This window comes from Candidatus Rhodoblastus alkanivorans (genome assembly GCF_022760755.1).
Taxonomy (GTDB): domain Bacteria; phylum Pseudomonadota; class Alphaproteobacteria; order Rhizobiales; family Beijerinckiaceae; genus Rhodoblastus; species Rhodoblastus alkanivorans.
Genome location: NZ_JAIVFP010000001.1, coordinates 3020629 through 3042596, shown reverse-complemented (window position 1 = coordinate 3042596; position 21968 = coordinate 3020629). Strand labels below are relative to the sequence as shown.

At 64.8% G+C, this 21968-nt stretch carries 21 protein-coding genes; 13 read left to right on the top strand and 8 right to left on the bottom strand.

Going from position 1 to position 21968, the window contains the following annotated elements:
• Position 1: 1 nt before the first annotated feature.
• Entirely contained in the window at positions 2 to 2107 is a 2106-nt protein-coding gene (locus K2U94_RS14030) for a S9 family peptidase (protein WP_243067799.1), read from the bottom strand.
• On the opposite strand from K2U94_RS14030, the gene K2U94_RS14025 reads away from it, so the two are divergent.
• Together K2U94_RS14025 and K2U94_RS14020 are read left to right on the top strand one after the other, a co-directional pair.
• The gene (locus K2U94_RS14025) at positions 2106 to 2342 is read left to right on the top strand and encodes a hypothetical protein (protein ID WP_243067798.1); all 237 of its coding nucleotides are present in this window, start codon (positions 2106 to 2108) and stop codon (positions 2340 to 2342) included. The genes K2U94_RS14030 and K2U94_RS14025 overlap by 2 nt on opposite strands.
• A 198-nt stretch (positions 2343 to 2540) precedes the next feature.
• The gene (locus tag K2U94_RS14020; protein WP_243067797.1) at positions 2541 to 2957 is read left to right on the top strand and encodes a Ros/MucR family transcriptional regulator; all 417 of its coding nucleotides are present in this window, start codon (positions 2541 to 2543) and stop codon (positions 2955 to 2957) included.
• 335 nt (positions 2958 to 3292) lie between these two features.
• On the opposite strand, the gene K2U94_RS14015 is transcribed toward K2U94_RS14020, so the two are convergent.
• Entirely contained in the window at positions 3293 to 3586 is a 294-nt protein-coding gene (locus K2U94_RS14015; protein ID WP_243067796.1) for a hypothetical protein, read from the bottom strand.
• Positions 3587 to 3939: 353 nt separating this feature from the next.
• Between K2U94_RS14015 and K2U94_RS14010 the strand changes: the two genes are divergently transcribed.
• The 5 genes from K2U94_RS14010 to K2U94_RS13985 all read left to right on the top strand — a co-directional run bounded on the left by K2U94_RS14010 (position 3940) and on the right by K2U94_RS13985 (position 8239).
• Entirely contained in the window at positions 3940 to 5754 is a 1815-nt protein-coding gene (locus K2U94_RS14010) for a sensor histidine kinase (RefSeq protein WP_243067795.1), read from the top strand.
• Positions 5747 to 6475, top strand: coding sequence for a peptidoglycan-binding domain-containing protein (locus K2U94_RS14005; protein ID WP_243067794.1), 729 nt, complete (start codon positions 5747 to 5749; stop codon positions 6473 to 6475). The genes K2U94_RS14010 and K2U94_RS14005 overlap by 8 nt, the downstream gene beginning before the upstream one ends.
• A 22-nt stretch (positions 6476 to 6497) precedes the next feature.
• Entirely contained in the window at positions 6498 to 6833 is a 336-nt protein-coding gene (locus K2U94_RS14000; protein ID WP_243067793.1) for a DUF1491 family protein, read from the top strand.
• Positions 6834 to 7129: 296 nt separating this feature from the next.
• Entirely contained in the window at positions 7130 to 7552 is a 423-nt protein-coding gene (gene ndk / locus K2U94_RS13990) for a nucleoside-diphosphate kinase (protein ID WP_243067792.1), read from the top strand.
• A gap of 363 nt (positions 7553 to 7915) precedes the next feature.
• Positions 7916 to 8239, top strand: coding sequence for a septal ring lytic transglycosylase RlpA family protein (locus K2U94_RS13985; RefSeq protein ID WP_425332553.1), 324 nt, complete (start codon positions 7916 to 7918; stop codon positions 8237 to 8239).
• Between the two features lie 59 nt (positions 8240 to 8298).
• Here the strand turns inward: K2U94_RS13985 and K2U94_RS13980 are convergent, their stop codons facing one another.
• The 3 genes from K2U94_RS13980 to purM all read right to left on the bottom strand — a co-directional run bounded on the left by K2U94_RS13980 (position 8299) and on the right by purM (position 10967).
• Positions 8299 to 9003 (bottom strand): glutathione S-transferase family protein, encoded by a 705-nt coding sequence (locus K2U94_RS13980; protein WP_243067791.1) that lies wholly within the window; start codon positions 9001 to 9003, stop codon positions 8299 to 8301.
• A 225-nt stretch (positions 9004 to 9228) separates the two neighbouring features.
• Entirely contained in the window at positions 9229 to 9882 is a 654-nt protein-coding gene (gene purN / locus K2U94_RS13975) for a phosphoribosylglycinamide formyltransferase (protein WP_336606165.1), read from the bottom strand.
• Positions 9879 to 10967: a phosphoribosylformylglycinamidine cyclo-ligase gene (gene purM, locus K2U94_RS13970; RefSeq protein ID WP_243067790.1), complete on the bottom strand. Its 1089-nt coding sequence runs from the start codon at positions 10965 to 10967 to the stop codon at positions 9879 to 9881. Before purM ends, purN begins: the two co-directional genes overlap by 4 nt.
• A 138-nt stretch (positions 10968 to 11105) precedes the next feature.
• Here purM and K2U94_RS13965 point away from each other — a divergent pair, with 138 nt between their 5' ends.
• From K2U94_RS13965 to ppx, 5 genes are all read left to right on the top strand, one after another.
• Entirely contained in the window at positions 11106 to 11654 is a 549-nt protein-coding gene (locus K2U94_RS13965) for a CDP-alcohol phosphatidyltransferase family protein (RefSeq protein WP_243067789.1), read from the top strand.
• A 19-nt stretch (positions 11655 to 11673) separates the two neighbouring features.
• Positions 11674 to 12780 (top strand): AI-2E family transporter, encoded by a 1107-nt coding sequence (locus tag K2U94_RS13960; RefSeq protein ID WP_243067788.1) that lies wholly within the window; start codon positions 11674 to 11676, stop codon positions 12778 to 12780.
• Positions 12777 to 13463: a P-loop NTPase family protein gene (locus K2U94_RS13955; protein ID WP_243067787.1), complete on the top strand. Its 687-nt coding sequence runs from the start codon at positions 12777 to 12779 to the stop codon at positions 13461 to 13463. Before K2U94_RS13960 ends, K2U94_RS13955 begins: the two co-directional genes overlap by 4 nt.
• Before the next feature lie 84 nt (positions 13464 to 13547).
• Complete coding sequence (locus K2U94_RS13950; RefSeq protein ID WP_425332552.1) at positions 13548 to 15743, top strand: RNA degradosome polyphosphate kinase; 2196 nt, start codon at positions 13548 to 13550, stop codon at positions 15741 to 15743.
• Positions 15736 to 17238, top strand: a complete 1503-nt coding sequence (ppx, locus tag K2U94_RS13945) for an exopolyphosphatase (RefSeq protein ID WP_243067786.1) — start codon at positions 15736 to 15738, stop codon at positions 17236 to 17238. The genes K2U94_RS13950 and ppx overlap by 8 nt, the downstream gene beginning before the upstream one ends.
• Positions 17239 to 17242: 4 nt before the next feature.
• Here ppx and K2U94_RS13940 read toward each other — a convergent pair whose 3' ends face one another.
• Positions 17243 to 18112, bottom strand: coding sequence for an aldose 1-epimerase family protein (locus K2U94_RS13940; RefSeq protein ID WP_243067785.1), 870 nt, complete (start codon positions 18110 to 18112; stop codon positions 17243 to 17245).
• A 183-nt stretch (positions 18113 to 18295) separates the two neighbouring features.
• Between K2U94_RS13940 and K2U94_RS13935 the strand changes: the two genes are divergently transcribed.
• A complete protein-coding gene (locus K2U94_RS13935) occupies positions 18296 to 19687 on the top strand; it encodes a GntP family permease (RefSeq protein ID WP_243067784.1) in 1392 nt (463 codons plus the stop codon).
• A 25-nt stretch (positions 19688 to 19712) separates the two neighbouring features.
• Here the strand turns inward: K2U94_RS13935 and K2U94_RS13930 are convergent, their stop codons facing one another.
• Together K2U94_RS13930 and K2U94_RS13925 are read right to left on the bottom strand one after the other, a co-directional pair.
• Positions 19713 to 21059, bottom strand: a complete 1347-nt coding sequence (locus K2U94_RS13930; RefSeq protein WP_243067783.1) for a DUF2252 domain-containing protein — start codon at positions 21057 to 21059, stop codon at positions 19713 to 19715.
• A 131-nt stretch (positions 21060 to 21190) separates the two neighbouring features.
• Positions 21191 to 21961, bottom strand: coding sequence for a 5-oxoprolinase subunit PxpA (locus tag K2U94_RS13925; protein ID WP_243067782.1), 771 nt, complete (start codon positions 21959 to 21961; stop codon positions 21191 to 21193).
• Positions 21962 to 21968: the final 7 nt, after the last annotated feature.

Genomic DNA, 21968 nt, shown 5'->3' with positions numbered 1-21968 from the left:
ATCAAACGGTCACATCGGCGCCGACGGCGGCGATGGCGAAGGCCTGGCGCAAGGCGGATTCCTCCAATTCATCGAAGCGGCCGGACGCGCCGCCGTGTCCCGCCTCCATATTGGTCTTGAGCAGGATCGGGCCGCCGCCGGTCATGCGCTCGCGCAGGACTTGCGCCCATTTGGCCGGCTCCCAATAGGTCACGCGCGGATCGGTCAGACCGGCCTCGATCAATATGGGCGGATAGCCCTGGGCATTGACATTGTCATAGGGCGAATAGGACAGGAGCCGGCGAAAAACCTCGGCGTCTTCGATCGGATTCCCCCATTCATGCCATTCGGGCGGGGTCAGCGGCAGGCTGGCGTCGCAGATCGTATTGACCACATCGACGAAAGGCACTTCGGCGATAATGCCGCCGAAGAGGTCAGGCGCCATATTGGCGACCGCGCCCATCAGCAGGCCGCCGGCGCTGCCGCCTTCGGCGACGATCCGGCCCGGCTCCGTCAATCCGAGCTCGCAAAGATGCCGGGCGCAGGCGATGAAATCGGTGAAGCTGTTGGTCTTGTGCTCCAGCTTGCCGGCCTCGTACCAGCGCGAGCCTTTTTCGGTTCCGCCGCGCACATGGGCAATGGCGTAGATGAAGCCACGGTCGATCAGGCTGAAGCGCGACTCGTCGAAGGAATCGGGCAGGGCGACGCCATAGGCGCCGTAGCCATAGAGCAGCATCGGGAGGGGGCCGGGCTTGCGGTCGCGCCGCCACACCATTGAAACCGGGATCTTTTCGCCATCCGGCGCGGGCGCGAAAACCAGCCTGGTCTCGTAATCGGCGGCGTGGTGGCCGCTCGGCACGTTCTGGCGCTTGAGCAAAGTCCGCTCGCGCGCGGCGAGGTCATAGTCGAAAATCTCCTCCGGTTCGGCCAGGGAGGAATAGGAGAAGCGCAAAATCGGTTGCTCGAATTCGAAATTGCTCTGTAAGCGCAAATGATGGCAGGGCGCGGCGAAATGGAGCCGGTGCTCGCCGCCGCCGAGACGTTTCACCGCCAGGGTCGGCGCGCAATCCTCCCGCTCCAGCCAGACGAGGTAATCGGCGAAGACCGTGGCGTTGAAGATCATCCGCCCCGGCCGGTGCGGCTCCTCCTCGCGCCAGTCCTTTGCGTCGAGCGTTTCGAACGGCGCGCTCATCAGCTTGTAATCGGAGGCGCCGTCGGCGTTGGTGCGCATGAAGAGGCGGTCGCGGCCCGGTTCGACGTCATAGCGCAGGCCGGCGCGGCGCGGCAGCACCAATCGCGCGGGCGCTTCCGGCCGGTCCAGATCGACCAGCCAGTTCTCCGCGCAATCGTGATCGCTGACCTGGACTATGCCGAAGCGGCGTGAGCGCGAGGCGCGCAGATGCACGAACCAGGCAGGGTCTTTTTCCGCAAAGATCAGCCGGTCGCTCGCCGGGTCGGCGCCGAGGCGATGCAGGAAAACCGAGGACGACCGGAAGTCCTTGTCCATTCTCGTATAGAGGAAGGCGGAGGAATCGCGGGTCCAGACGATGGTCCCGTCGCTGTCCTCGACCACGTCCGTGCCGAGGGCGCCGCTGGCGAGATCGCGCCAGTAAAGGCGATGCAATTCATTGCCGCGCTCGTCGCAGGCAAAAGCGAGCAGGCGATGATCGGGCGAATGAACGGCGTCGCCGAGGCTGAAGAAATCCTTTCCTTCCGAGAGCTTGTCGCCGTCGAGCAGAACCTGTTCGGGGCCGCCCGCGACCCCCTTGCGGCAAATCAGTTCGTGCTGGCCCTCGGCGCGGAAGCGGCGGTAATAAAGCCAGTCGCCGTCGCGGGCTGGCGGATCGCAGTCGGTTTCATCGACGCGTGCGACCATTTCCGCGTAGATTTTCTCGGCGAGCGGCTCGATCGCGCCGAGCATGGACTCGGCATAGGCGTTTTCGGCCTCGAGCAGCGCGCGGATCTCCTGTGGCAGCGCCGCGGGGTCGCGAATCGCCTCGCGCCAGTTGTCCGCGCGAATCCATGCGTAATCGTCGATGAGTTCAACGCCATGTGCGATGAATCGACGCGGGCGCCTTTCGGCGCGTGGCGCTTGGGAAAGAAAGGTTTTCGCGAAAAGTGACGGCATGGCGGCGATTTTAAACGAAGTTGAACGGCCGCCCAATATTTCCTTCTCTTCGGCGTTCGCCAAGGGTGTTTTTATCGCCAGGCGTCGGCTTTACCATTCTTGCCGAGAACAGGCTGAATTCGTTGAGCCTGGTTGTCTTTCCGCCGGAATCAGCGAAGAATTTCGGCGTGGTCGCGGAACGCGGCGCGGCGTATTTCGCGCCTTTATTTGCGCCTTTGCCAGCTTTACGAGTTGATGTGCGGCGCCAAAAACATCTTAGTGAAGAAATTCGTCGATAAGCCTCAGGGAGATATTGCAAATCGAAAAGGCCTGCTTTATCTAAAAGATTAAGGAGCGATTCAAGCGCTCAGGGCAGGTATTTGCAGCAAGGCACGAGATCGCCGGTCTGTCTTGAGATAAAAATCGGAACGACCTCAAGGAAAGTCACAAAGCCATGAGCGACCCAGGCACGCAGAACTACATTGAGCTGGCGGCGGACATCGTCTCTGCCTATGTCAGCAATAATTCCGTCCCGGTTGCTGACCTTCCCGGGCTGATCAACGATGTCCACTCCGCGCTTATGCGCGTGACGAGCGGGGTCGCGCCGATCGTAACCGAAGCGCCCAAGCCTGCGGTTCCGGTCAAGAAATCGATCACCAACGACTACATCATCTGTCTTGAGGATGGAAAGCAGTTCAAATCGCTGAAGCGCCACCTGCGCACCCAGTACAACATGTCGCCCGAAGACTATCGCGAGAAATGGGGTCTTGGGCCCGATTACCCGATGGTCGCGCCCAATTATGCGAAGGCGCGCTCTCACCTGGCCAAGCAGATGGGCCTGGGCCAGCAGCGCCGCCGCGCCCGCAAATAATCGCGGGTTCGCGCGCGGAATATTTTCGGCTGATCTGAAAAATTCTCTGAACCTGGAGCGGCACGCCGCTCCAGGTTTTTTTGACGCGCCCCCCCCTTGGCGCATCGGTCTCCAGTTGCGCGAATCAGCGCGCGGGAGGGGAGAGGATAGCTGGCGCCCCGGGCCATTCAGGTGGTTTGGCAATGAAAGCGGCCCCCCTTTCATGGGGGCGGCAACGATCATTTTGGCGCGAAGGCCCCGCCAAGGTCGAGCGGCGCGGGGCCGAATGGAAGCGCGTCACAGCGGGTTGCGCCGCCGCCTGACCTGAGCTGATGGGCTTCAGCCACTCATCCGCGCTAATCTATGGCGCGCCGAGGCTTCCAGGGCGGCGCGCGGTCGGCGGCGGTCAGCGTGTCCTTGCTTGTGGCGCCGGCGTCGATCTTCGCCATCACCGACAGGGACGAGGCGAGGGCAAGGCATTGCGCTGGATTGGCGCGGCAATGGTCTCCGGCGGCGCCTGCCGCCATCTGGCCGAGGCCGGCTGTCGGGCCGGCGACAGGGCTGACGAAGGCCGCGGGATCGGGCCCCTCTCTCTGGGCGATCTGGGCGAATACGAGTCCGAGCCAGAACAGGCAGCGCAGCAGGAACATTTTGAAAAGCCTTCGACATCATCTGCGCGAAGGCTAGCGTCGCCATGTCGAGATTAGTTCAAAATCTTCGGTCAAATGCCCCGGAGCGGATTCGCATAAATTTAACCCAGGCGCGAATTCGCTTTTACGCCAAATACTTACCGCTCGTTTGCTCCGCCGGGATTTCGTTCGATGGCCGGGGACGCCTCGAGAAATCCTGCCTGGCGCCGCCGCGTTGGAAACCAAGCTGAAACCATAAGGAAACAATGATGTCAGATATATCGCGCATGCGCGCCTTCGTCTTAGAGGTCACTTAACGGGGCGGGGGCAAAGTGCTTGGCAGAATGAGCATTGTTCGTATCGAGTCCAGTTCCATGTCGCGCGCCCTACGGCAAGAGTCCGCCACGGCCGAAACCGCCGCGCAGCCGGCAGATTTCGAAAGCTGGCGGCGTGATCATTTCATCGCGCTGCGACTGGCGCTCAGCCTGCCCTTCATGGCGCTCGCGCCGGTGTTCCTGCTGGTGCGCGGCGCGCCCAGCATCTGGGACGCCGCCGCCTTCGGCTTTCTCCTCGTTCCTCTCGTCGGCGTTTATATCCTGCATCGTTGGGAACGATTCGATCTGGCGCAGGCGATCTGCACCGGCGCCATCCTGCTGTTCGGGATCGTGCTGACCCTGGCCAATGGCGCCCTCACGCTCGGCGCGGTCGCCTGTTTCCTGCTCGGTCCGCTCGAGGCGACGCTCGGCGGCGTGTCGCGCATCGCCTATGGCGGCGCGGCGGCGTCGATCGCCGCCATGCTCGCCATGGCCTTCGCGACGGCTTTCGGCGCGCTGCAACCGGTCGCCGGCGCCGGAATTGTCGATTTCGTGACCTTGATGGCGGCCATGATCTATGGCGCCCTGCTCGCGGTATGGAGCGCGCACACCGGCGAGATGCACGACCGCTGCGCCCAGGCGAGCGCTGCCGCCTATCGCGAACTGACCGCGACCGTCGGCGATCTCGTGGTCAAGTTCGATCGCGGCGGCGCGGTGGTCGATCTCGTCACAGATCCGGCGAACGCCTTCCGCCATGCGCGGCGGGATCTCATGGGGCGCGGCCTGTTCGAGCGGATCCAGGTCGCCGACCGCCCGGCCTTTCTCAAGACCGTCGCCGACGCGGCGTTCAGCGATCAAGTCGCCCAGGTCGAGTTCCGGCTGCGGGCCGAAGCTGCGGCGGAGGACGAGGACGCGCCGGTCGCGCCGCGGTTCATCTGGGTCGAGATGCGCGCCCATCGCTCGCGCGCGGCGGAAGGGATCGTCATGGCGATTTTGCGCGACGTGACCCTGATGAAGGAGGCGCGCGAGGCGATGGAGGAGGCCCGCGAGGAAAGCGAAAGGGCGAGCGCCTGGAAGGACCGCTTCCTCGCCAATGTCAGCCACGAATTGCGCACGCCCCTGAACGCCATCATCGGCTTCTCCGAAATGCTCGCCAACGCCGCGATGGCGCCGAAGGACCCGGCCCGCGCGCGCGATTACGCCGCGATCATTCATCAGTCGGGTGAGCATCTGCTCAGCCTGGTCAATACGATTCTCGACATGTCGAAAATCGAGACCGGCAATTTCGAGATCGAGCCCGAGCCTTTTGACCTCGCCGGGCTGATCGATTTCTGCTGCGACGTCGTACGGCTGAAGGCGGACGAGAAGGGCATCGATCTGTCGCGCGCCTGCGCGTCCCCGGTCGGCGAGATCGTCGCCGACAAGCGCGCCTGCAAGCAGATTCTCCTCAATCTGCTGTCCAATGCGCTGAAATTCACGCCCGATGGCGGCCGCGTGGCGATCCAGGCGCGCCCGGACGGCGCTTTTGTCGAGATCGTCGTGCTCGACACCGGAATCGGCGTGAACCCGGCCGACCTCGCCCGGCTCGGCGATCCCTTCTTCCAGGCCCGGGCGACCTATGACCGCCCCTATGAAGGCGCGGGCCTCGGCCTTTCGATCGTGCGCGGCCTCGTCGGCCTGCACGGCGGCTCGCTCGTCTTCGAAAGCGCGCCGAACGAGGGGGCCTGCGTCACCGTGCGCCTGCCGCGCGACTGCCGCGACCGGGGCGACTTCGCCGAGAGCCCCGTGAAAATCGAAACGCTGGCGCGCCGCAGCTATCTGACGGCCGCGCCGGACCTCGCCCGCTCCAACGATCAGGTGAAGAAAATTGCGTGAGATCGCCGCCGCTTCCGATTTCGATTTCGTCGCCCTCGAACCGCGCCGCGCCCGCAAAGGCGCTGCGTCCAAGGCCGTCAAAGGGCAGAAGAACGCCGCGCCAGCAAAATCCTCGCAATTCGCGGTCGTCTGGCGTTATCGCACGCCCGCTTTCGGCGCCCTGCTGCTCGGAGGGCTGCTCGTCGCGATCGTGGTCAACGCCATGTTCCTGCAACATGGACACCACCCCGCGCCCCTGTTCGGCGCGACCTTCAGGATCGCCCCGCCGGCGCCGCCGCATCGCCCGGCGCCGCTCGAGGCCTTGCTGAACGAAGCCATTCCCCAGGGTGCGCTCAAGCCGGTGGATCCGGCGCCGGCCGCAGCCTTTGCCGCGCCCGTGGTCGGTGAAACGGCGCCCGCCGCGGCCGAGGCGCCTCAACGGGCCCCGGCGGCCGCGCCGCCGGCGAAGAAAACGCACGACCTGATCGGCGCCCTGATCGCCGACAATGGCGTCGTGACGCCCGCCATGCGCGGCGGCCACGGCGGAGCGCACGCCGTTCTCTCGGCGCAGAAGGCGCTGGAGAAGCTGGGCATGGCGGTGAAGGCCGACGGGGACTTCGGCGCCGCGACCCGCAGGGCGGTCGAAGCCTTCCAGCGGCAAAATCATTTGCCGGTCACCGGCGAACTCAACGCCAGGACGCGCCACGCACTGTCGGCGCGATCCGGCCTGCGGGTCGAGTGACCGCGCGAAGGCAGGCCTGACCTTGCGCCTGCGCACCGACATCTGGGTTTCGGCTTATCTGCGCCGCTGCGCCAGCGCCGACGTCGCCGCTTATCTGCGGCGGCGCGGCGCGCCGGAGGCGGGCGCGATTTTCGTAAAGATCGACCGCCTCGACGGCAGCGCGGCCCTGTTCGCCCCCGCGCCGCAAAGCGAAGCGCGCGAAGACGTCGCCCGACTTTTCGCGCGCGCCCATGGCGAGGAATGGATCGAAAGCGCAGCGATAGAGGCGCGCCTCGCCAAGGAAATGACCTTCGATCCCGACCTGTGGATCGTCGAGGTCGAAGACCGCGCCGGCCGCAATTTCCTCGACCTCGCCTAGAGCTTCTTCCTCGGACCGTAGTCGGACGGCGCGTCGAACCAACGCCTGTCTGGCTTCAACGCGTGGATGGCGCCGCTGGTCGCGCGCCGATCATCGACCCGCGGCTTGCGGCGCGTGTCCGTCGGCAGTGTGGTTCGATATCGGCCTTTCCTTTCGGGAGCCGGGAACCCTAACCCGCTGCTCGCGCAAATGCTTTCTTGGGCCGGGCGCCAAGGAGGAGGAAGCGCCACGCCCTTGCTCCGGTCAGGCGCCGCGTCTATAAGCGCGGCGCCTCTTCATGAAACGGAATTCCCACAATGGCGATCGAACGCACTTTCTCCATCCTCAAGCCCGACGTGACCCGCCGCAACCTCACCGGCGCGATCAATGCGAAGATCGAGGCCGCCGGCCTGCGCATCGTCGCCCAGAAGCGCGTGCACATGACCCGCGGCCAGGCTGAGACCTTTTACGCCGTGCACAAGGAGCGGCCGTTCTTCGGCGAGCTGGTCGAGCAGATGTCGGCGGCGCCGGTCGTGGTTCAGGTTCTGGAAGGCGAGGACGCCATCAAGCGCTACCGCGAGGTGATGGGCGCGACCAACCCGGAGAAGGCTGAGCCCGGCACGATCCGCAAGGAATTCGCGCTGAACATGGGCGAAAATTCGGTTCATGGCTCCGACGCGCCGGAGACCGCGGCGCAGGAAATCGCGCAATGGTTTGCGGGCAACGAAATCGTCGGCTGATAGCGGCTGCAAGATTTCATTTCTGTGACGCCGGGCTGACGCCCGGCGTTTTTGTTTGCGTCGACTTCACATTCCCGTGATCACTAGAAATGCAAAACGCGAACGTTGCTTTAGGGGAAAGCCCTGACTCTCTCAAACTGCATGCGTATAGTGATAAAACATGCCAGCAAATAAAAAATTATATCGCCATAAAGCGATAACAAATGTAAAATTAGGTATAAATATAGTAATACAAATTAGCAAAATAAATGAATATTACGCAAAATATTGGCGATTTTGTTTTGTCATTTTTATGCCAGATTTGGCGGAGATGCCTGTCTCATCGTTAACAATACGGAGGTGTGGGCATTGAAGAAATTAGCTATTGTGTGTGCGTGTCTCAGCGTTTCATTCCTTTCTCTCCCTGTTCAAGCGCAATCCTGGTCCGGTAAGGCCTCCTACTATTCCGGCAGCGGACGGACCGCCAGCGGCGGCCATGTCGGGGCCATGACGGCGGCTCACAAGTGGCTGCCCTTTGGCTCCAAGGTGCGCGTCACCAATCTTTCCAATGGCCGGTCGGCCGTAGTGACGATCAACGATCGCGGCCCCTTCGTGCGCGGCCGGATCATCGACGTCTCCAAGGGCGCGGCGGGCGTTCTGGGCATGCGCCATGCAGGCGTCGCCCGCGTTCGCGTTTCGACGCTCTGATCCCTTTCGAACGGGAAAACCAAGGGAATGCGAGGGCCGCCCGCCGGGGCGGCCCTTTTTCACATCTTGGCGGGGAAATAATTTTCCGCGATCCGCCGCCCATAGGCGACGAGATTGGGCGCCTTTTCCATCTCGTCGCGCGCCGTGCTCTTGAAAAGCGGAGAAAGCCCGGTCATCGCGAAGGCGCCGAGGGTCGCGTCGGCGCCGTGCGGTCGATCGCCGAAAAGATAAGGCTTGTCGCCGAGCAGCGCCGCGCAGGCGCCGACGCCGCGCCGCGCGAGTTCGCGCCGTTCTTCGGCATTATGGCGAAACAGGCCCTGGGAATGCGCCGCCTTGCGGATCTTGCCGCGCACCATGTTGCGCAGAAATGGCCGCAGCAGCGCCGGCGCCGTATCGAAGAAATGCGCCGGCCCCTTGGCGAAATTTTCGTCGTCGAGCCAGCGGTCGATCAGAACCAGCCAATAGAGATGGTCTTCGCAGAGTTTTTCCAGCGCCCAGCCCGTCGCCTTCTGCTCCGGGATTAGGCCGGAATCGTAATCGAAGCCGTATTTCTTCTCGATGTGGAAGCGGATGAAAGTGGAATCCGCGATTTTTTCGCCGTCGTCCTCGATATAGGGCAATTTGCCCTTGGGGGCGTTGAACGGGGCGTCCGGTTTCGCCGCATAGTCGAGGCCGGCCATTTGCAGAAGAATCATCGCCTTCATCACGAAGGGGCTGCCGTCGGGAAGGCCCATCGAAGGTCCGAACGCATGGAGCGTGATCATGAACGCCTCCTCTCGCGCCTCAGCTTGAGGCCTGCGATTTCAGGCGTCAATTCATAGAAGTTTTTTGGCGCTCGCTCTGGCGTTGAACGCCGGTCGCTCCGGCATTCGCCGACCGCTCCCGGTACGCGCCAACCGCTCGCTGGTGTTTGGGCGCTCGCTCTGGCGTACGCCAATTGCTCGCTTGCGTTTGGGCGCTCGCTCTGGCGTACGCCAACTGCTCGCTTGTTATTGCGGCCAGAGCAGGGCGTCCGGGGCAGGCGGCTCGCCCTCGACCAGGACCCGCGCGCCCTCGACCCGCGCGGCGCCGCTGGCGACGAGTTTCAGCGCCAGCGGATAGATGCGATGTTCCTGAGCCAGCACGCGCGCGGCAAGCGCCTCGGGCGTGTCGTCGCGCAGCACCGGCACGGCGGCCTGCACGATGATCGGGCCGGCGTCCATTTCCGGCGCGACGAAATGGACGGTGGCGCCGTGGATCTTCACGCCCTCGGCAAGCGCACGCTCATGGGTGTGCAGGCCGCGATAGGACGGCAGCAGGGCGGGGTGGATGTTGAGCATGCGGTCGCGCCATTGGCTGACGAACCAGGGCGTCAGAATGCGCATGAAACCGGCGAGGCAGATGAGTTCGGCGCCATGGCCGATCAGCGTCTCATGCATCGCGCGCTCAAAACTCTCCCGGTCGGGAAACGACTTGTGGGCGACGACGGCGGTCGTGATTCCTTCCGCCCTCGCGAAATCGAGGCCAGCGACGTCGGGTACATTGGACAGGACGACCCCGATTTCGGCAGGGAAATCGGGCGCGCGCGCCGCCTCGACCAGCGCACGCATATTCGAGCCGCGCCCCGAGATCAGAACGCCGACGCGCTTGCGGTTTTTCGTCACAGCGCGAGCTTTCCGTCGAAGGCGACGCGCTCGCCCATGCCAGCGATCCCTTGGGCGGCGATGACATGGCCGAGCCGCGCCGGGGCTTCGCCCGATTCGTGCAAAGCTTCCTCGACTTCCGCCGCGCGCGAAAATTCGGCGACGACGATCATGCCGATCCCGCAGTTGAACGTCCGCAGCATTTCGCGCTCGACCACCCCGCCTTCCGCCGCAAGCCATTTGAACACCGGCAGGACCGGAATCGCGTCGAGATGGACCTGGGCGCCAAGGCCGGCGGGAAGCACGCGCGGAATATTCTCCGGAAAGCCGCCGCCGGTGATATGGGCAAAGGCCTTGATCGCCTGGGTCTTCCGCAGGGCCGTGAGCAGGGGCTTCACATAGATGCGGGTCGGTTCGAGCAGGGCCTCGGCGAGGCTTTTGCCCGGCGCGAAGGGCGCAGGATCGGTCCATTTGAGCTGCGTGCGCTCGACGATCTTGCGCACCAGCGAAAAGCCGTTGGAATGGACGCCGGAGGACGGCAGGCCGAACAGCACGTCACCGGCGGAAATATCGCGGCGCGGCAAAAGGTCACCGCGCTCGGCGGCGCCGACGGCGAAGCCGGCGAGGTCGTAATCGCCGCCCTGATAGACGCCGGGCATTTCGGCGGTCTCGCCGCCGATCAGCGCGGCGCCGGCCTCCAGGCAGCCGGCCGCTATGCCCTTGACGATTTCGGAGCCGGTTTCCGGATTCAGCTTGCCGGTAGCGAAATAGTCGAGGAAGAACAGGGGCTCGGCGCCCTGCACAACGAGATCGTTGACGCACATGGCGACGAGGTCGATCCCGACCGTGCCGTGGATGCCGGTTTCGACGGCGATCTTGACCTTGGTGCCGACGCCGTCATTGGCAGCGACCAGGATCGGATCGGAAAAGCCTGCGGCCTTGAGGTCGAACAGGCCGCCGAAGCCGCCGATCTCGGCGTCGGCTCCCCGCCGCCTCGTGGCGCGCACCAAAGGCTTGATCAGATCGACCATGCGCGCGCCCGCGTCTATGTCCACGCCGGCCTGCGAATAAGTGAGTCCCGCGGTCTTTTCGCCGGGCTTCTTCATGCCAAGTCTCTCTTTCACGTGGTTGCTCTAGCCGCTCGCGTCCGCGCTGGCAAGGCTCGCGGCCGCCGCGGCGCTTGCCGGCCCTTTCGCACGGACTCTATAATCGTCAAACGGGCGCGTGCGAGCGAATCGACCATCATGAACAGAACATGGTTCGCCTTCCTGCCAAATCTCATCAGTCTGGGGCGGCTGATTCTTGTCCCGGTCAGCGTCGACATGATCGCGTCGCGGCGCTGGACCGAGGCCCTGATCATTTTCGTCGTCGCCGGCGCGTCGGACGCCGTTGACGGTTGGGTGGCGCGGCGTTTCGACTTGCGCTCGGAACTCGGCGCCTATCTCGACGCCATCGCCGACAAGGCCCTGCTGATCTGCGATTACGTGGCGCTGGCGATCGTCGGGCAACTGCCGATGGCGCTCGCCCTGCTGGTGGTCTCGCGCGACGTCATGATCATCGGCGCGGTCATCCTGGCGTGGCTTTTGGACAGGCCCATGAAAATCAAGCCCTTGTGGATATCCAAGGCCAATACTTTCGGCCAGATCGGCCTGGTCGCCGCGGTTCTCGCCGCGCTCGCCTTCAACTGGCCGCTCGGCCTGTGGGCGACGGCCGGACAATGGGCCGTCGCGGCATTGACCTTGGCCTCGCTCGCGGCCTATTTCAGGCGATGGGTAACGCATATGAGCGCCTGAGCGGCGAGGGAACGCGGCCATGCGGATGGAGTGGCAGATCGCTTTCTGGCTGGCAGTGCTGCTGCTGTTCGGCTTCGCCTGCTATATGTTCGCCAATGTGCTTGCGCCCTTCATCGCGTCGCTCGCGCTCGGCTATGTGCTCGACCCGGTGGTGTCGCGCCTGCAAAGGCTGGGGCTGAACCGCCTCGCCGCGACCCTCGTTATCCTCGCCATTTTCCTGGTGGTGGTGGTGGTGATGATGTTCGCGTTCGGCCCGATTCTCGGCCGGCAGCTCATCGGCTTCGCGGAATCCCTGCCCGAATACGCCAACAAGCTGCAGAGTCTGATCGTGGGCGAGACCACCCACCTGCTGCATAGTTACGGCGGCGACTGGCTCAAGAAGCTCGGCATCGACGCGCCCGCCACCGCCGACGAAATTCAGAAGTCGCTGGGCGGCTTCCTCTCGCAGGGCACGCAATATCTCGGTAATTTCCTGCGCTCGCTATGGTCGGGCGGTCAGGCTTTGGTCGGGCTCCTCGCCTTGGCTGTGGTCACCCCGGTCGTGACCTTCTATCTCCTTCTGTCCTGGCCGGAGATGGTCTCGACCATCCGCAGCCTGATCCCGCCGCGCTACCGCGCCACCGTCTTCGCAATTTCCGTCGAGATCGACCGGGCGCTTTCCGGATTCCTGCGTGGGCAGTCGCTGGTCTGCCTGTTCCTCGGCGCCTGGTACGGCGTGGGCTTGAGCCTGATCGGGCTGAATTTCGGGTTCTTCATCGGCATTTCGGCGGGATTCTTGAGCTTCATCCCCTATGTCGGCTCGACCATCGCCCTGGTTTTTTCGGTGATCGTCGCCGTCGTTCAGGGCTGGCCGCATCTCGGCCTGCTGGGTCTGGCGCTTCTGGTGGTGGGATCCGGCCAGTTTCTTGAGGGCAACGTGCTTTCGCCGAAACTGGTCGGCGAGTCCGTTGGCCTTCACCCCGTCTGGCTCATTTTCGCTTTGTTCGCCTTCGCCAATCTGATGGGCTTCGCCGGCATGATCATCGCCGTGCCGCTCGCCGCCGCCATGGGCGTGCTGATCCGCTTCGTCATCAAGCGCTACAAGCAGAGCTCCTTGTTCAGCGGCGTGGGCCTCGACGCCGCATGATCCGGCAATTGCCGCTCGATCTGCCGCATCGGCCGAATTACGCCGACGAGGATTTTTTGGCCGCGCCGTCGAACGCAAAGGCGTTGGCGCTGCTGCGGTTGTGGCCGGACTGGCCGCATCGCCTGCTGCTGCTGACCGGGCCGCAGGGCTCGGGAAAAAGCCATCTCGGCGCGATCTGGGCGCGGCGCGCGGGCGCGACCATTCTTCCGGCGCAAAAGCTCGATCTGGCCGCGCTGCCCGGTCTCGCCGGGGCGCCGGCGCTGCTCGTCGAGGACGCCGACGAGCCGCCGCTGCGCGAGACCGAATTGTTCCATCTGATCAATCTGGCGATGGAGCACGGGACCTTTCTGCTCCTCACCGCGCGCAAGGCGCCCGACGCCTGGGAGCTGCGCACGAAAGACCTGCTGTCGCGCCTGCGCCGCGCGCCCATGGTCGCGCTTGAGCAGCCGGACGAGGATTTTTTGCGCGCGATTTTGGTCAAATTGTTCCATGATCGCCAGATCAAGGTCGAGGCCAATCTCATCGATTTTCTCGTCCCGCGTCTGGAGCGGTCTTTCGCTGCGGCACAGGCGATTGTCGCGGCGCTCGACGCGGAAGGCCTCGCGCGCGGGCGGCCGGTCACCCGCGCCCTGGCGGCCGAACTTCTGGCCGCCGCGCCGGTCGCGGATGATGAAGACCATTGACGGATCGCGCCGTCCCGGCAAAATCTGTCACACAACGATCGCAGATCTGGCCGAAACAGGCGACGAGGAAACATGACCGAGGCGATGGAAATGCTGGAAGCCGGGGCGCCGCCGGCAGGCGATAATCTGCTGACGGGGGAGGCTCTGCGCGCGTCGCCCAAAAGATTCATCAATCGCGAACTGTCCTGGCTGGAGTTCAACCGCCGGGTCCTGTTGGAGGCCGCCAACGCCGCCCATCCGCTGCTGGAGCGCGTGCGCTTCGTCTCGATCTCCGCCAATAATCTCGACGAATTCTTCATGGTCCGCGTCGCCGGCATTCGCGGGCAGTTGCGCAGCGGCGTCGAGGCGCCGTCGGACGATGGCCTGATTCCCGCCGAGCAATTGCCGCTCATCAACGCCCGAGTTTCGGAGCTTGCCGATATCCAGGTCAGGCTATGGCGCCAGTTGGAGGAGGATCTGAAGGCGGAAAATGTCTCCTTCGTCGATCCCGCCACGCTCAGCAAGAGCGAGAGGCTCTGGCTCGACGATCATTTCTTCCTGCATATCTTTCCGATTCTGACGCCGCTCGCGGTCGATCCGGCCCATCCCTTCCCCTTCATCCCCAATCTCGGCCTGACGCTGGCCTTCGATCTCGTCCACGGCCCGACCGGGTCGCGGATGAAGGCGCTGGTCCGCATGCCGAGCAAGATCGACCGCTTCATCCGCCTGCCCGATTCGCCCGGCGCGGGCGTGCGGCTGGTATTGCTCGAAGCGGCGATCTTCACCCATGTCCAGAAATTGTTCCCCGGCTATCAGGTGAAGGCGCAGGGCCTCTTCCGGGTGATCCGCGACAGCGATCTCGAAGTCGAGGAAGAGGCCGAAGATCTGGTGCGCCTGTTCGAAACGGCGCTGAAGCGGCGCCGGCGCGGCTCGGTGATCCGGCTCGAAACCGATTCGCACATGCCGCCCGGTCTGCGCGCCTTCGTCGCCGAGGAACTCGACGTCCAGGCGGAAGAAATCATCGCGCTCGACGGCATGCTGGCGATGAAGGACCTGTCCGAGGTCGTCGGCCTGCCACGCCCGGATCTCAAATTCACCTCCTACGCCGCGCGCTTCCCCGAGCGGGTGCGCGACAATGGCGGCGATTGTTTTCTGGCCATCAAGCAGAAGGACCTCGTCGTCCACCACCCTTACGAATCTTTCGACGTGGTGGTTCAGTTCCTGATGCAGGCGGCGCGCGACCCCAATGTCGTCGCCATCAAGCAGACGCTTTACCGCACATCGTCCGACAGCCCCATCGTGCGCGCCCTGGTCGAGGCGGCCGAAGCGGGCAAATCGGTGACGGCGCTGGTGGAGCTGAAGGCGCGCTTCGACGAGGAGGCCAATATCCGCTGGGCGCGCGACCTTGAGCGCGCCGGCGCGCAGGTCGTGTTCGGCTTCATCGAGCTGAAAACCCATGCCAAATTGTCGATGGTCGTGCGCCGCGAGGGGGGCTCGCTCGTCACCTATTGCCATATCGGGACCGGCAATTACCACCCGATCACCGCCAAGATCTATACTGACATTTCGCTGTTCACCGCCGAGCCCGCGATCGGCCGCGACGTGTCGCGCATCTTCAATTTCATCACCGGCTACGCCGAGCCGGCGGGGCTGGAGCGGATGGCGGTCTCTCCCATCTCGCTCAAAAAAAAGCTGCTCGACCATGTCGCGCAGGAAATCGCCCACGCCCAGGCGGGCCGTCCCGCCGCGATCTGGGCCAAATGCAACGCCTTGGTCGATCCCGAAATCATCGACGCCTTTTACCAGGCGAGCCAGGCCGGGGTGGCGATCGAACTCGTCGTGCGCGGCATATGCTGCCTGCGCCCGGGCGTGCCGGGCCTTTCCGAAGACATCCGCGTGAAATCGGTGATCGGCCGTTTCCTGGAACATTCCCGCATCTACGCCTTCGGCGACGGCCACGGCCTGCCGCATCCCAAGGCGGCGGTCTATATTTCCTCGGCCGACCTCATGCAGCGCAATCTCGACCGGCGCGTCGAGGTTTTGATGCCGGTGACCAATCCGACGACCCACGAACAGGTGCTTGAGCAGATTCTGGTCGCCAATCTGATCGACAACCAGCAATCCTATCGCATCCTTTCCGACGGTTCGAGCGTGCGCATCGAATGTGGCCCGAACGAGGAGCCGTTCAACGTGCACAAATATTTCATGACCAATCCCTCGCTGTCCGGGCGCGGCAAATCCCTCAGCGAATCAAGCCCCAAGAGCCTGCTGAAGCGGGCCGGACGGAACAAGAATGATTAAGGGACAGGGCAGGCTGCCGGGCGCGCGCCCGACGGCGATCGTGGACATCGGCTCCAATTCCGTCCGCCTCGTCGCCTATGAGGGGCTGTCGCGCGCGCCGACGCCGCTGTTCAACGAGAAATCCATGTGCGGCCTCGGCCACGGCGTCGCGACGACCGGCGAACTCGATGCGGAAGGGATAGCCCGCGCGCTCGCGGCCCTGCGCCGCTTTCGCAAGCTCTGCGAATTCATGCAGATCGAGGATGTCCGCCCGGTGGCGACGGCGGCCGCCCGCGACGCGCGCAACGGGCCGCAGTTTCTCGCCGCGGCGGGCGAAGCGATCGGTTGCCCGATCGAACTCATCTCAGGAAATCGCGAAGCCGAACTGTCCGGCCTCGGCGTGATCTCGACCACCAACGACGCGGACGGCGTGGTCGGCGACCTCGGCGGCGGATCTTTGGAGCTGATCGACGTCCGCGACGGGCGCGCCGGCCAAGGCGTCTCGCTCAAGCTCGGCTCGCTGGCGCTGATGGACGCCTCCGGCCGCTCGCCGAAGAACGCCATGCGCATCGCCAAGCAGGCGCTGGCCGATGCGGCGCCCCTCGACCATTTGCGTGGACGCACCTTCTATGTCGTCGGCGGCACCTGGCGTTCGCTCGCCAGGCTGCACATGGCCCAGCGCAATTATCCGCTCGACATCATGCACGGCTATGTCATCCCGGCGCGCGACGCCGCCGATTTCGCCTCGCTGGTCGAGCGCGTGGACACCGACGCCCTCGTCGCGGTCGGGGCGATCTCGCAGCAGCGCCGCCCGGCGCTCGCCTATGGCGCGGTGGTGCTGGAAGAGATCATCAAGCGCGGCAAGCCGAGCCGGGTGGTGGTGTCGATCGGCGGCTTGCGCGAGGGCCTGCTTTACGACCAGCTCGACGAGGACCTGAGGGCGCGCGATCCGCTCCTGGAGAGCGCGCGCCAGCACAATCTGCTGCGCTCGCGCTCGCCGCGCCACGGCGAGGACCTGATCCACTGGAGCGACGCCTTCATGGCGTCCAGCCATATTGACGAGAGGGCGGAAGAAAAGCGTCTGCGCCACGCCGCCTGCCTGTTCGGCGACCTCGGCTGGCGCACCTCGCCGGATTATCGCGCCGATTTCGCGTTGAATTTTCTCGCCAATGCGCCTCTCGTCGGCGTCGATCACGCCGGCCGCGTCTATCTGGGCATGGCGGTGGCCTATCGCCATCTCGGCATAGACAAAGAGGTCAATGCGCAAATCCGCAGTCTCGCCACCCCGCGCCTGATGGACCGCGCCCGCATCCTCGGCGTCGTCCAGCGGGTCGCCTATATCGTTTCGGCCTCCGCTCCGGGCGTGCTGCCGCGCACAAGGCTTTTGTGCGGCAAGGGCAAGGTCGTGCTGACCCTGCCGCGCGATCTCGCCGATCTCGCCGGCGAACGCCTGAACGGGCGCATGAAACAGCTCGGCAAGCTGGTAGGCCGCACGCCTTCGATCGTCATCGAATAGAGCGTCACGCGCCGACGTCGATCTCCATCGCGAAGACGCGGCGGGCGCCGGGCGCCAGCGAAACGACGCCGGGGCGCCCAGCGAATTCGCCGTCGAATCCGACCGGCGCGGCAAAGCCCTGCCAGGGTTCGATGCACAGGAAGGGCGCGCCCGGCTTGGTCCACAGACCAAGATGCGGCATGTCCGGGAAGGCGACCGCGAGCGAGGGGCCGCCGGGGGCGCGATAGACCACGCGCCGGCTGGCGAGACGGTCGAAGACAAGCGCCCCGCGCGCGAACAGGTCCGGCTTCAGTCTCAACCGCTTCCCGGCGACCGGATTGGGAACCGCCTCCGGCGCGAGCAGACCGTCATCGAGCAGGCGGATCGGCGCGGTTTCGTCGTGCTCGAAAACCAGTTCATGCGCGCCTTCGCCGCCGGGCAGCGGCCAGCGGAAGGCGGGGTGGAAGCCGAAGGAATAGGGCAGGGGCGCGTCGCCGGTATTGGACACGGTCGCGGCGATGCCAAGCGTCGGGCCGCGCAGTTCAAAAGCGACGTCGAGGCGGAAGCGATAAGGAAAGGCGGCGCGGGTCTCCTCATCGTCTTCGAGCCGCAGCACGCAGGTCGTGGGCGTCGCCAGGACGATCCCGAAACGGCGGCGCCGGGCGAAGCCGTGCTGGGGCAGAGGATAATTCCGGCCGCCGACCTTGATGCGATCCGCCGCCGCGCGGCCGACCATGGGAAAGAGCAAAGGCGCGCGGCCTGACCAGAATTGCGGGTCGCCGTTCCAGAGAAAATCGTGTCCGGCGGCGTCGCGCAGACGGATCAATTCGGCGCCTTGCGCGGCGATTTCGATTTCGAGCCGGTCATTGGCGAGGGCGATCGAATCAGGCGTCAAGGCTTTCTCCTCCAGCAAGTCCAGGGCAGCGACGTTTCGCCGTCACGGGAAACCCCGGCGGAAAAAAATTCGACGGGAACCGCGCTTGCCGGATCGCGGAAGCCGAAAATTCGGCTACCAATTGTTCTGCCAGCACGCCGGCGCGGCCGGCTCCTCGTCGCCTCAAACCGGTACGAACCAGCCATGAGTTTTCTCATCGCCCTCGGCGCCCTGTTCTTCCTGATGTTTGTCGCCTATCGCGGTTTTTCCGTGATCCTTTTCGCACCCGTCGCTGCGATGGGCGCCGTCCTGCTCACCGACCCCTCCGCCGTTCCCGCCGCTTTCAGCGGCGTTTTCATGGAAAAGATGGTGGGTTTCGTCAAAGATTATTTCCCGGTCTTCCTGCTCGGCGCGGTGTTCGGCAAGATGATCGAGATTTCCGGCTTTTCGAAATCCATCGTTTCGGCGGTCATCGGCATGCTCGGCGAGCGCCAGGCGATGCTGTCGATCGTCCTCGTCGGCGCCATCCTGACCTATGGCGGCGTGTCGCTTTTCGTCGTCGTCTTCGCGGTCTATCCCTTCGCCGCGGAAATGTTCCGCCAGAGCCATATTCCCAAACGGCTCATTCCGGGGACGATCGCGCTCGGAGCCTTCTCCTTCACCATGGATTCGCTGCCGGGTACGCCGCAGATCCAGAACATCATCCCGACCACCTATTTCAAGACGACCGCCTTCGCAGCGCCGGTCCTGGGCGTCATCGGCGCCATTTTCATCCTGATCGTCGGCATGACCTATCTCGAATGGCAGCGCAAACGGGCCGTCGCGGCGGGCGAGGGCTATGGCGAGGGCCATAGCAACGAGCCGCCGCCCTTCGAGCATGAATCGCTTGCGCCGGCGTGGCTTGCGATCCTGCCGCTCGTTCTGGTGTTCGGCCTCAACAAGCTGTTCACGACTTTGATCAAGACGGGCTATGGCGCGAGCTACGACCTGAAGCTCCCGGCCATGGCGACGCCCGTCCATGTTTCGGTGGACAAGCTGGCGGCGGTCTGGGCCGTCGAAGGCGCGCTGCTCGCCGGCGTCATCGCGGTTCTCGTTCTCGCCTGGCGCCCGGTGACCGCTCGTTTCTCCGAAGGCGGCAAGGCCGCGGTGGCCGGCGCGCTGCTGGCCTCGATCAATACGGCCTCCGAATATGGTTTCGGCGCCGTCATCGCCACCCTGCCGGGCTTTCTCGTGATTCGCGACGCTTTGGGGGGCATTCCCAATCCCCTGGTTCGCGAGGCCGTCACCGTCACTTCGCTTGCGGGCGTTACCGGCTCGGCCTCGGGCGGCATGTCGATCGCGCTGGCGGCGATGTCGGACGAGTTCATCGCGGCGGCCAAGGCCCACGACATTCCGATGGCGGTGCTGCACCGCGTCGCCTCCATGGCCTCGGGCGGCATGGACACACTGCCGCATAATGGCGCGGTGATCACCCTGCTGATGGTTTGCGGCCTGACTCACGAACAGTCCTACAAGGACATTTTCGCCGTGACCCTCATCAAGACCATGGCGGTTTTCGTCGTCATCGCCGTCTATTACCTGACGGGCTGGGTGTGACGCCGCGAAGGCGCCGTCGCCGGCCTCACGGCGACGGCGGGTGCGTGCGCGCCCAGGCCTCGTAATCGATCACGGTCTGCCGCTCATAGGCGAGGGCGAAGTCGGCGATGGCTTCGTCGAATGCCTCGCTGTCGCCCATATAGCCCGCCATCAGCGCCGGATCGCCGGAGCGGGCGTGGGCGCGAGCCAGCGTGCGGCCGCAGAGCCGGGCGTAATCCGCCAGACCCTCGGCCTCCGCGATTTCGCTCATGCCGCCGAGGTGGCGGTTCTTGAGCAGGCGGACGTAATAGTGCCGGCCGGAGGCTTTGTTCTCCGTCCATCCAAGGAAAATGTCGCTTGCGGCCTGCATCATGCGTTGGCCCTCGACCACCCTCTGGCCCTGGTTGCCGCCATAGGCGAGGCGGTCGTCGAGCGCTTCGAGAACCGAAGGATGGGCCTCCTTCATCTGCAGGAACATCGGCTCGTCGTCGCCGCTCATGTAAAGGCCGACATAGCAATAAGTGCCGACCGAGCCGACGCCGACCGCCTTGAACACGAAGTCGCGCAGGCCATAGCGGTCGAGGAGCGTTCGCACCGCCGGCGTCAGCCGGTCGCGATAGGCGGCCAGATCGACTTTTGGATCAAACCCTTTCGCCGCGTCCGAGTCCGCGGCGAAATGGAAGATGCGCGGCGCCTTGTCGTGGATCACGGGAGCGCCGGATTCGGCGAGGGTCGGAAAATTGTCGTCGCGGTCGAGGCCCTGGCCGCGCGCCCGGGCGATCAGGGTGGCGATCTTGCGGCGCAAAGCGGCGTTGCGGAATTTCCGCGCTTCGCGTTCGAGATCGATTTGGCTGTGCCAGATTTCGAGCGGCGACAAATGGGAGAGGCTCGCCATGCGTTTGCGATAGGCGCGCGCGGCGGCGCCAGCCAGCGCGTGGCGATCCTCCTTCGCCAGCCCCTTGTCGGCCGCCGCGACAGCTACGCTGGCGGCGAGCCTTTTCACGTCCACGGTGAAATCGACGCCGGCGAGGGTCTCGTCGAAATCATTGATGTCGAAGAGGATATTATCCTCAGGCGTGGCGAAGGCGCCGAAATTCATCAGATGGCAATCGCCGCAGGCCTGCGCCTTGGCGCCGACCATCGGCTGCCATTGCAGGTCCTGGGCCATCACCGCCGCCGCGCCGCGCAGGAAGGCAAAGGCGCTTTCGGCCATGAGCTGCGCGCGCAACGGGATCAGCGCCGGCAGGCGGGAGGCGTTCTGCGCCTCAATGATCGCGTTGGAATCGCGGTCCATCGGCCCCACCAATTTGCCATGGGCGCTGCGCGGCGTGAGCTTACGCAGGCTCTCGCCCTTGGCGTGGCGTTCCGCGCGCGCGGGGAGGGAAGGCGTCATCAGGCGCTCCTGTCGGGACTCGCTTCTCGGGCGAGATTTCGCGCGAGCATAATCTTCGCGCACGACGTTGCAAGGCGCTCTCGCCACCAAGAGAGCACGTCGCAGGGATTGAACGCGAACATGTCGCCCTGTCAGGCGAACAGGGTCGGAATCGGCGCTAGAACATATTGTTCCTTCAAGAAATTTTTCAAAGTGTCGGCGATCTCAACCGCGCCGGGCCCGTCGCCGTGAACGCAGATGCTGTGGATCGGTGTCGGCAGGATTTTGCCGCCGCGCGCGACGAGCCCCTTGGCGTCGAGCATGGCGGCGACATGGGCGCGGCAGGCGGCGGCGTCATGCAGCGCCGCGCCCGGCTCGGAGCGCGGGGTCAAGGCGCCGTCGTCCTCATAAGTCCGGTCGGCGAAAATTTCGATCGCCACCCTCAAACCCGCCGCCGCGCCAGCCTCGGCGAGGCGCGAACAAGCCGGGGCGAGAAGGATGAGATTTCGGTCATAGGCCTCGATCGCGCGCGCGATCGTCTCGGCGAGCGCCAGGTCGCGGCTGGAATCGTTGCTGAGCGCGCCATGCGGCTTGACATGGGTGACGCGCGCGCCCTCGGCCTTCGCAAAACCGTCGAGCGCGCCGATCTGGTAGAGGACGAGGGCCTCGACTTCCTCCGCCGAGCAGCGCATCGAGCGCCGCCCGAAACCCAGCAGATCGGGATAGGACGGATGGGCGCCGATGCTGACGCCCGCATCGAGCGCGGCGCGCACCGTGCGCCGCATGGTGACCGGATCGCCGGCATGAAAGCCGCAGGCGAGGCTCGCCGATTGCACGATGCGCAACAGGCTGGCGTCATCGCCCATGCGCCAGGCGCCAAGACTTTCGCCGAGATCGGCGTTGAGGTTGATTTTGTCGGTCATGGCGGGA

What these genes read in the sequence shown, in the direction of transcription:
- K2U94_RS14025 (WP_243067798.1), top strand. Translation starts at nt 2,106, where the DNA reads ATGGCGGCGATTTTAAACGAAGTTGAACGGCCGCCCAATATTTCCTTC.
- K2U94_RS14030 (WP_243067799.1), bottom strand. Translation starts at nt 2,107, where the DNA reads ATGCCGTCACTTTTCGCGAAAACCTTTCTTTCCCAAGCGCCACGCGCC.
- K2U94_RS14020 (WP_243067797.1), top strand. Translation starts at nt 2,541, where the DNA reads ATGAGCGACCCAGGCACGCAGAACTACATTGAGCTGGCGGCGGACATC.
- K2U94_RS14015 (WP_243067796.1), bottom strand. Translation starts at nt 3,586, where the DNA reads ATGTTCCTGCTGCGCTGCCTGTTCTGGCTCGGACTCGTATTCGCCCAG.
- K2U94_RS14010 (WP_243067795.1), top strand. Translation starts at nt 3,940, where the DNA reads ATGTCGCGCGCCCTACGGCAAGAGTCCGCCACGGCCGAAACCGCCGCG.
- ndk (WP_243067792.1), top strand. Translation starts at nt 7,130, where the DNA reads ATGGCGATCGAACGCACTTTCTCCATCCTCAAGCCCGACGTGACCCGC.
- K2U94_RS13980 (WP_243067791.1), bottom strand. Translation starts at nt 9,003, where the DNA reads ATGATCACGCTCCATGCGTTCGGACCTTCGATGGGCCTTCCCGACGGC.
- purM (WP_243067790.1), bottom strand. Translation starts at nt 10,967, where the DNA reads ATGAAGAAGCCCGGCGAAAAGACCGCGGGACTCACTTATTCGCAGGCC.
- K2U94_RS13965 (WP_243067789.1), top strand. Translation starts at nt 11,106, where the DNA reads ATGAACAGAACATGGTTCGCCTTCCTGCCAAATCTCATCAGTCTGGGG.
- K2U94_RS13960 (WP_243067788.1), top strand. Translation starts at nt 11,674, where the DNA reads ATGCGGATGGAGTGGCAGATCGCTTTCTGGCTGGCAGTGCTGCTGCTG.
- K2U94_RS13955 (WP_243067787.1), top strand. Translation starts at nt 12,777, where the DNA reads ATGATCCGGCAATTGCCGCTCGATCTGCCGCATCGGCCGAATTACGCC.
- K2U94_RS13950 (WP_425332552.1), top strand. Translation starts at nt 13,548, where the DNA reads ATGGAAATGCTGGAAGCCGGGGCGCCGCCGGCAGGCGATAATCTGCTG.
- ppx (WP_243067786.1), top strand. Translation starts at nt 15,736, where the DNA reads ATGATTAAGGGACAGGGCAGGCTGCCGGGCGCGCGCCCGACGGCGATC.
- K2U94_RS13935 (WP_243067784.1), top strand. Translation starts at nt 18,296, where the DNA reads ATGAGTTTTCTCATCGCCCTCGGCGCCCTGTTCTTCCTGATGTTTGTC.
- K2U94_RS13930 (WP_243067783.1), bottom strand. Translation starts at nt 21,059, where the DNA reads ATGACGCCTTCCCTCCCCGCGCGCGCGGAACGCCACGCCAAGGGCGAG.
- K2U94_RS13925 (WP_243067782.1), bottom strand. Translation starts at nt 21,961, where the DNA reads ATGACCGACAAAATCAACCTCAACGCCGATCTCGGCGAAAGTCTTGGC.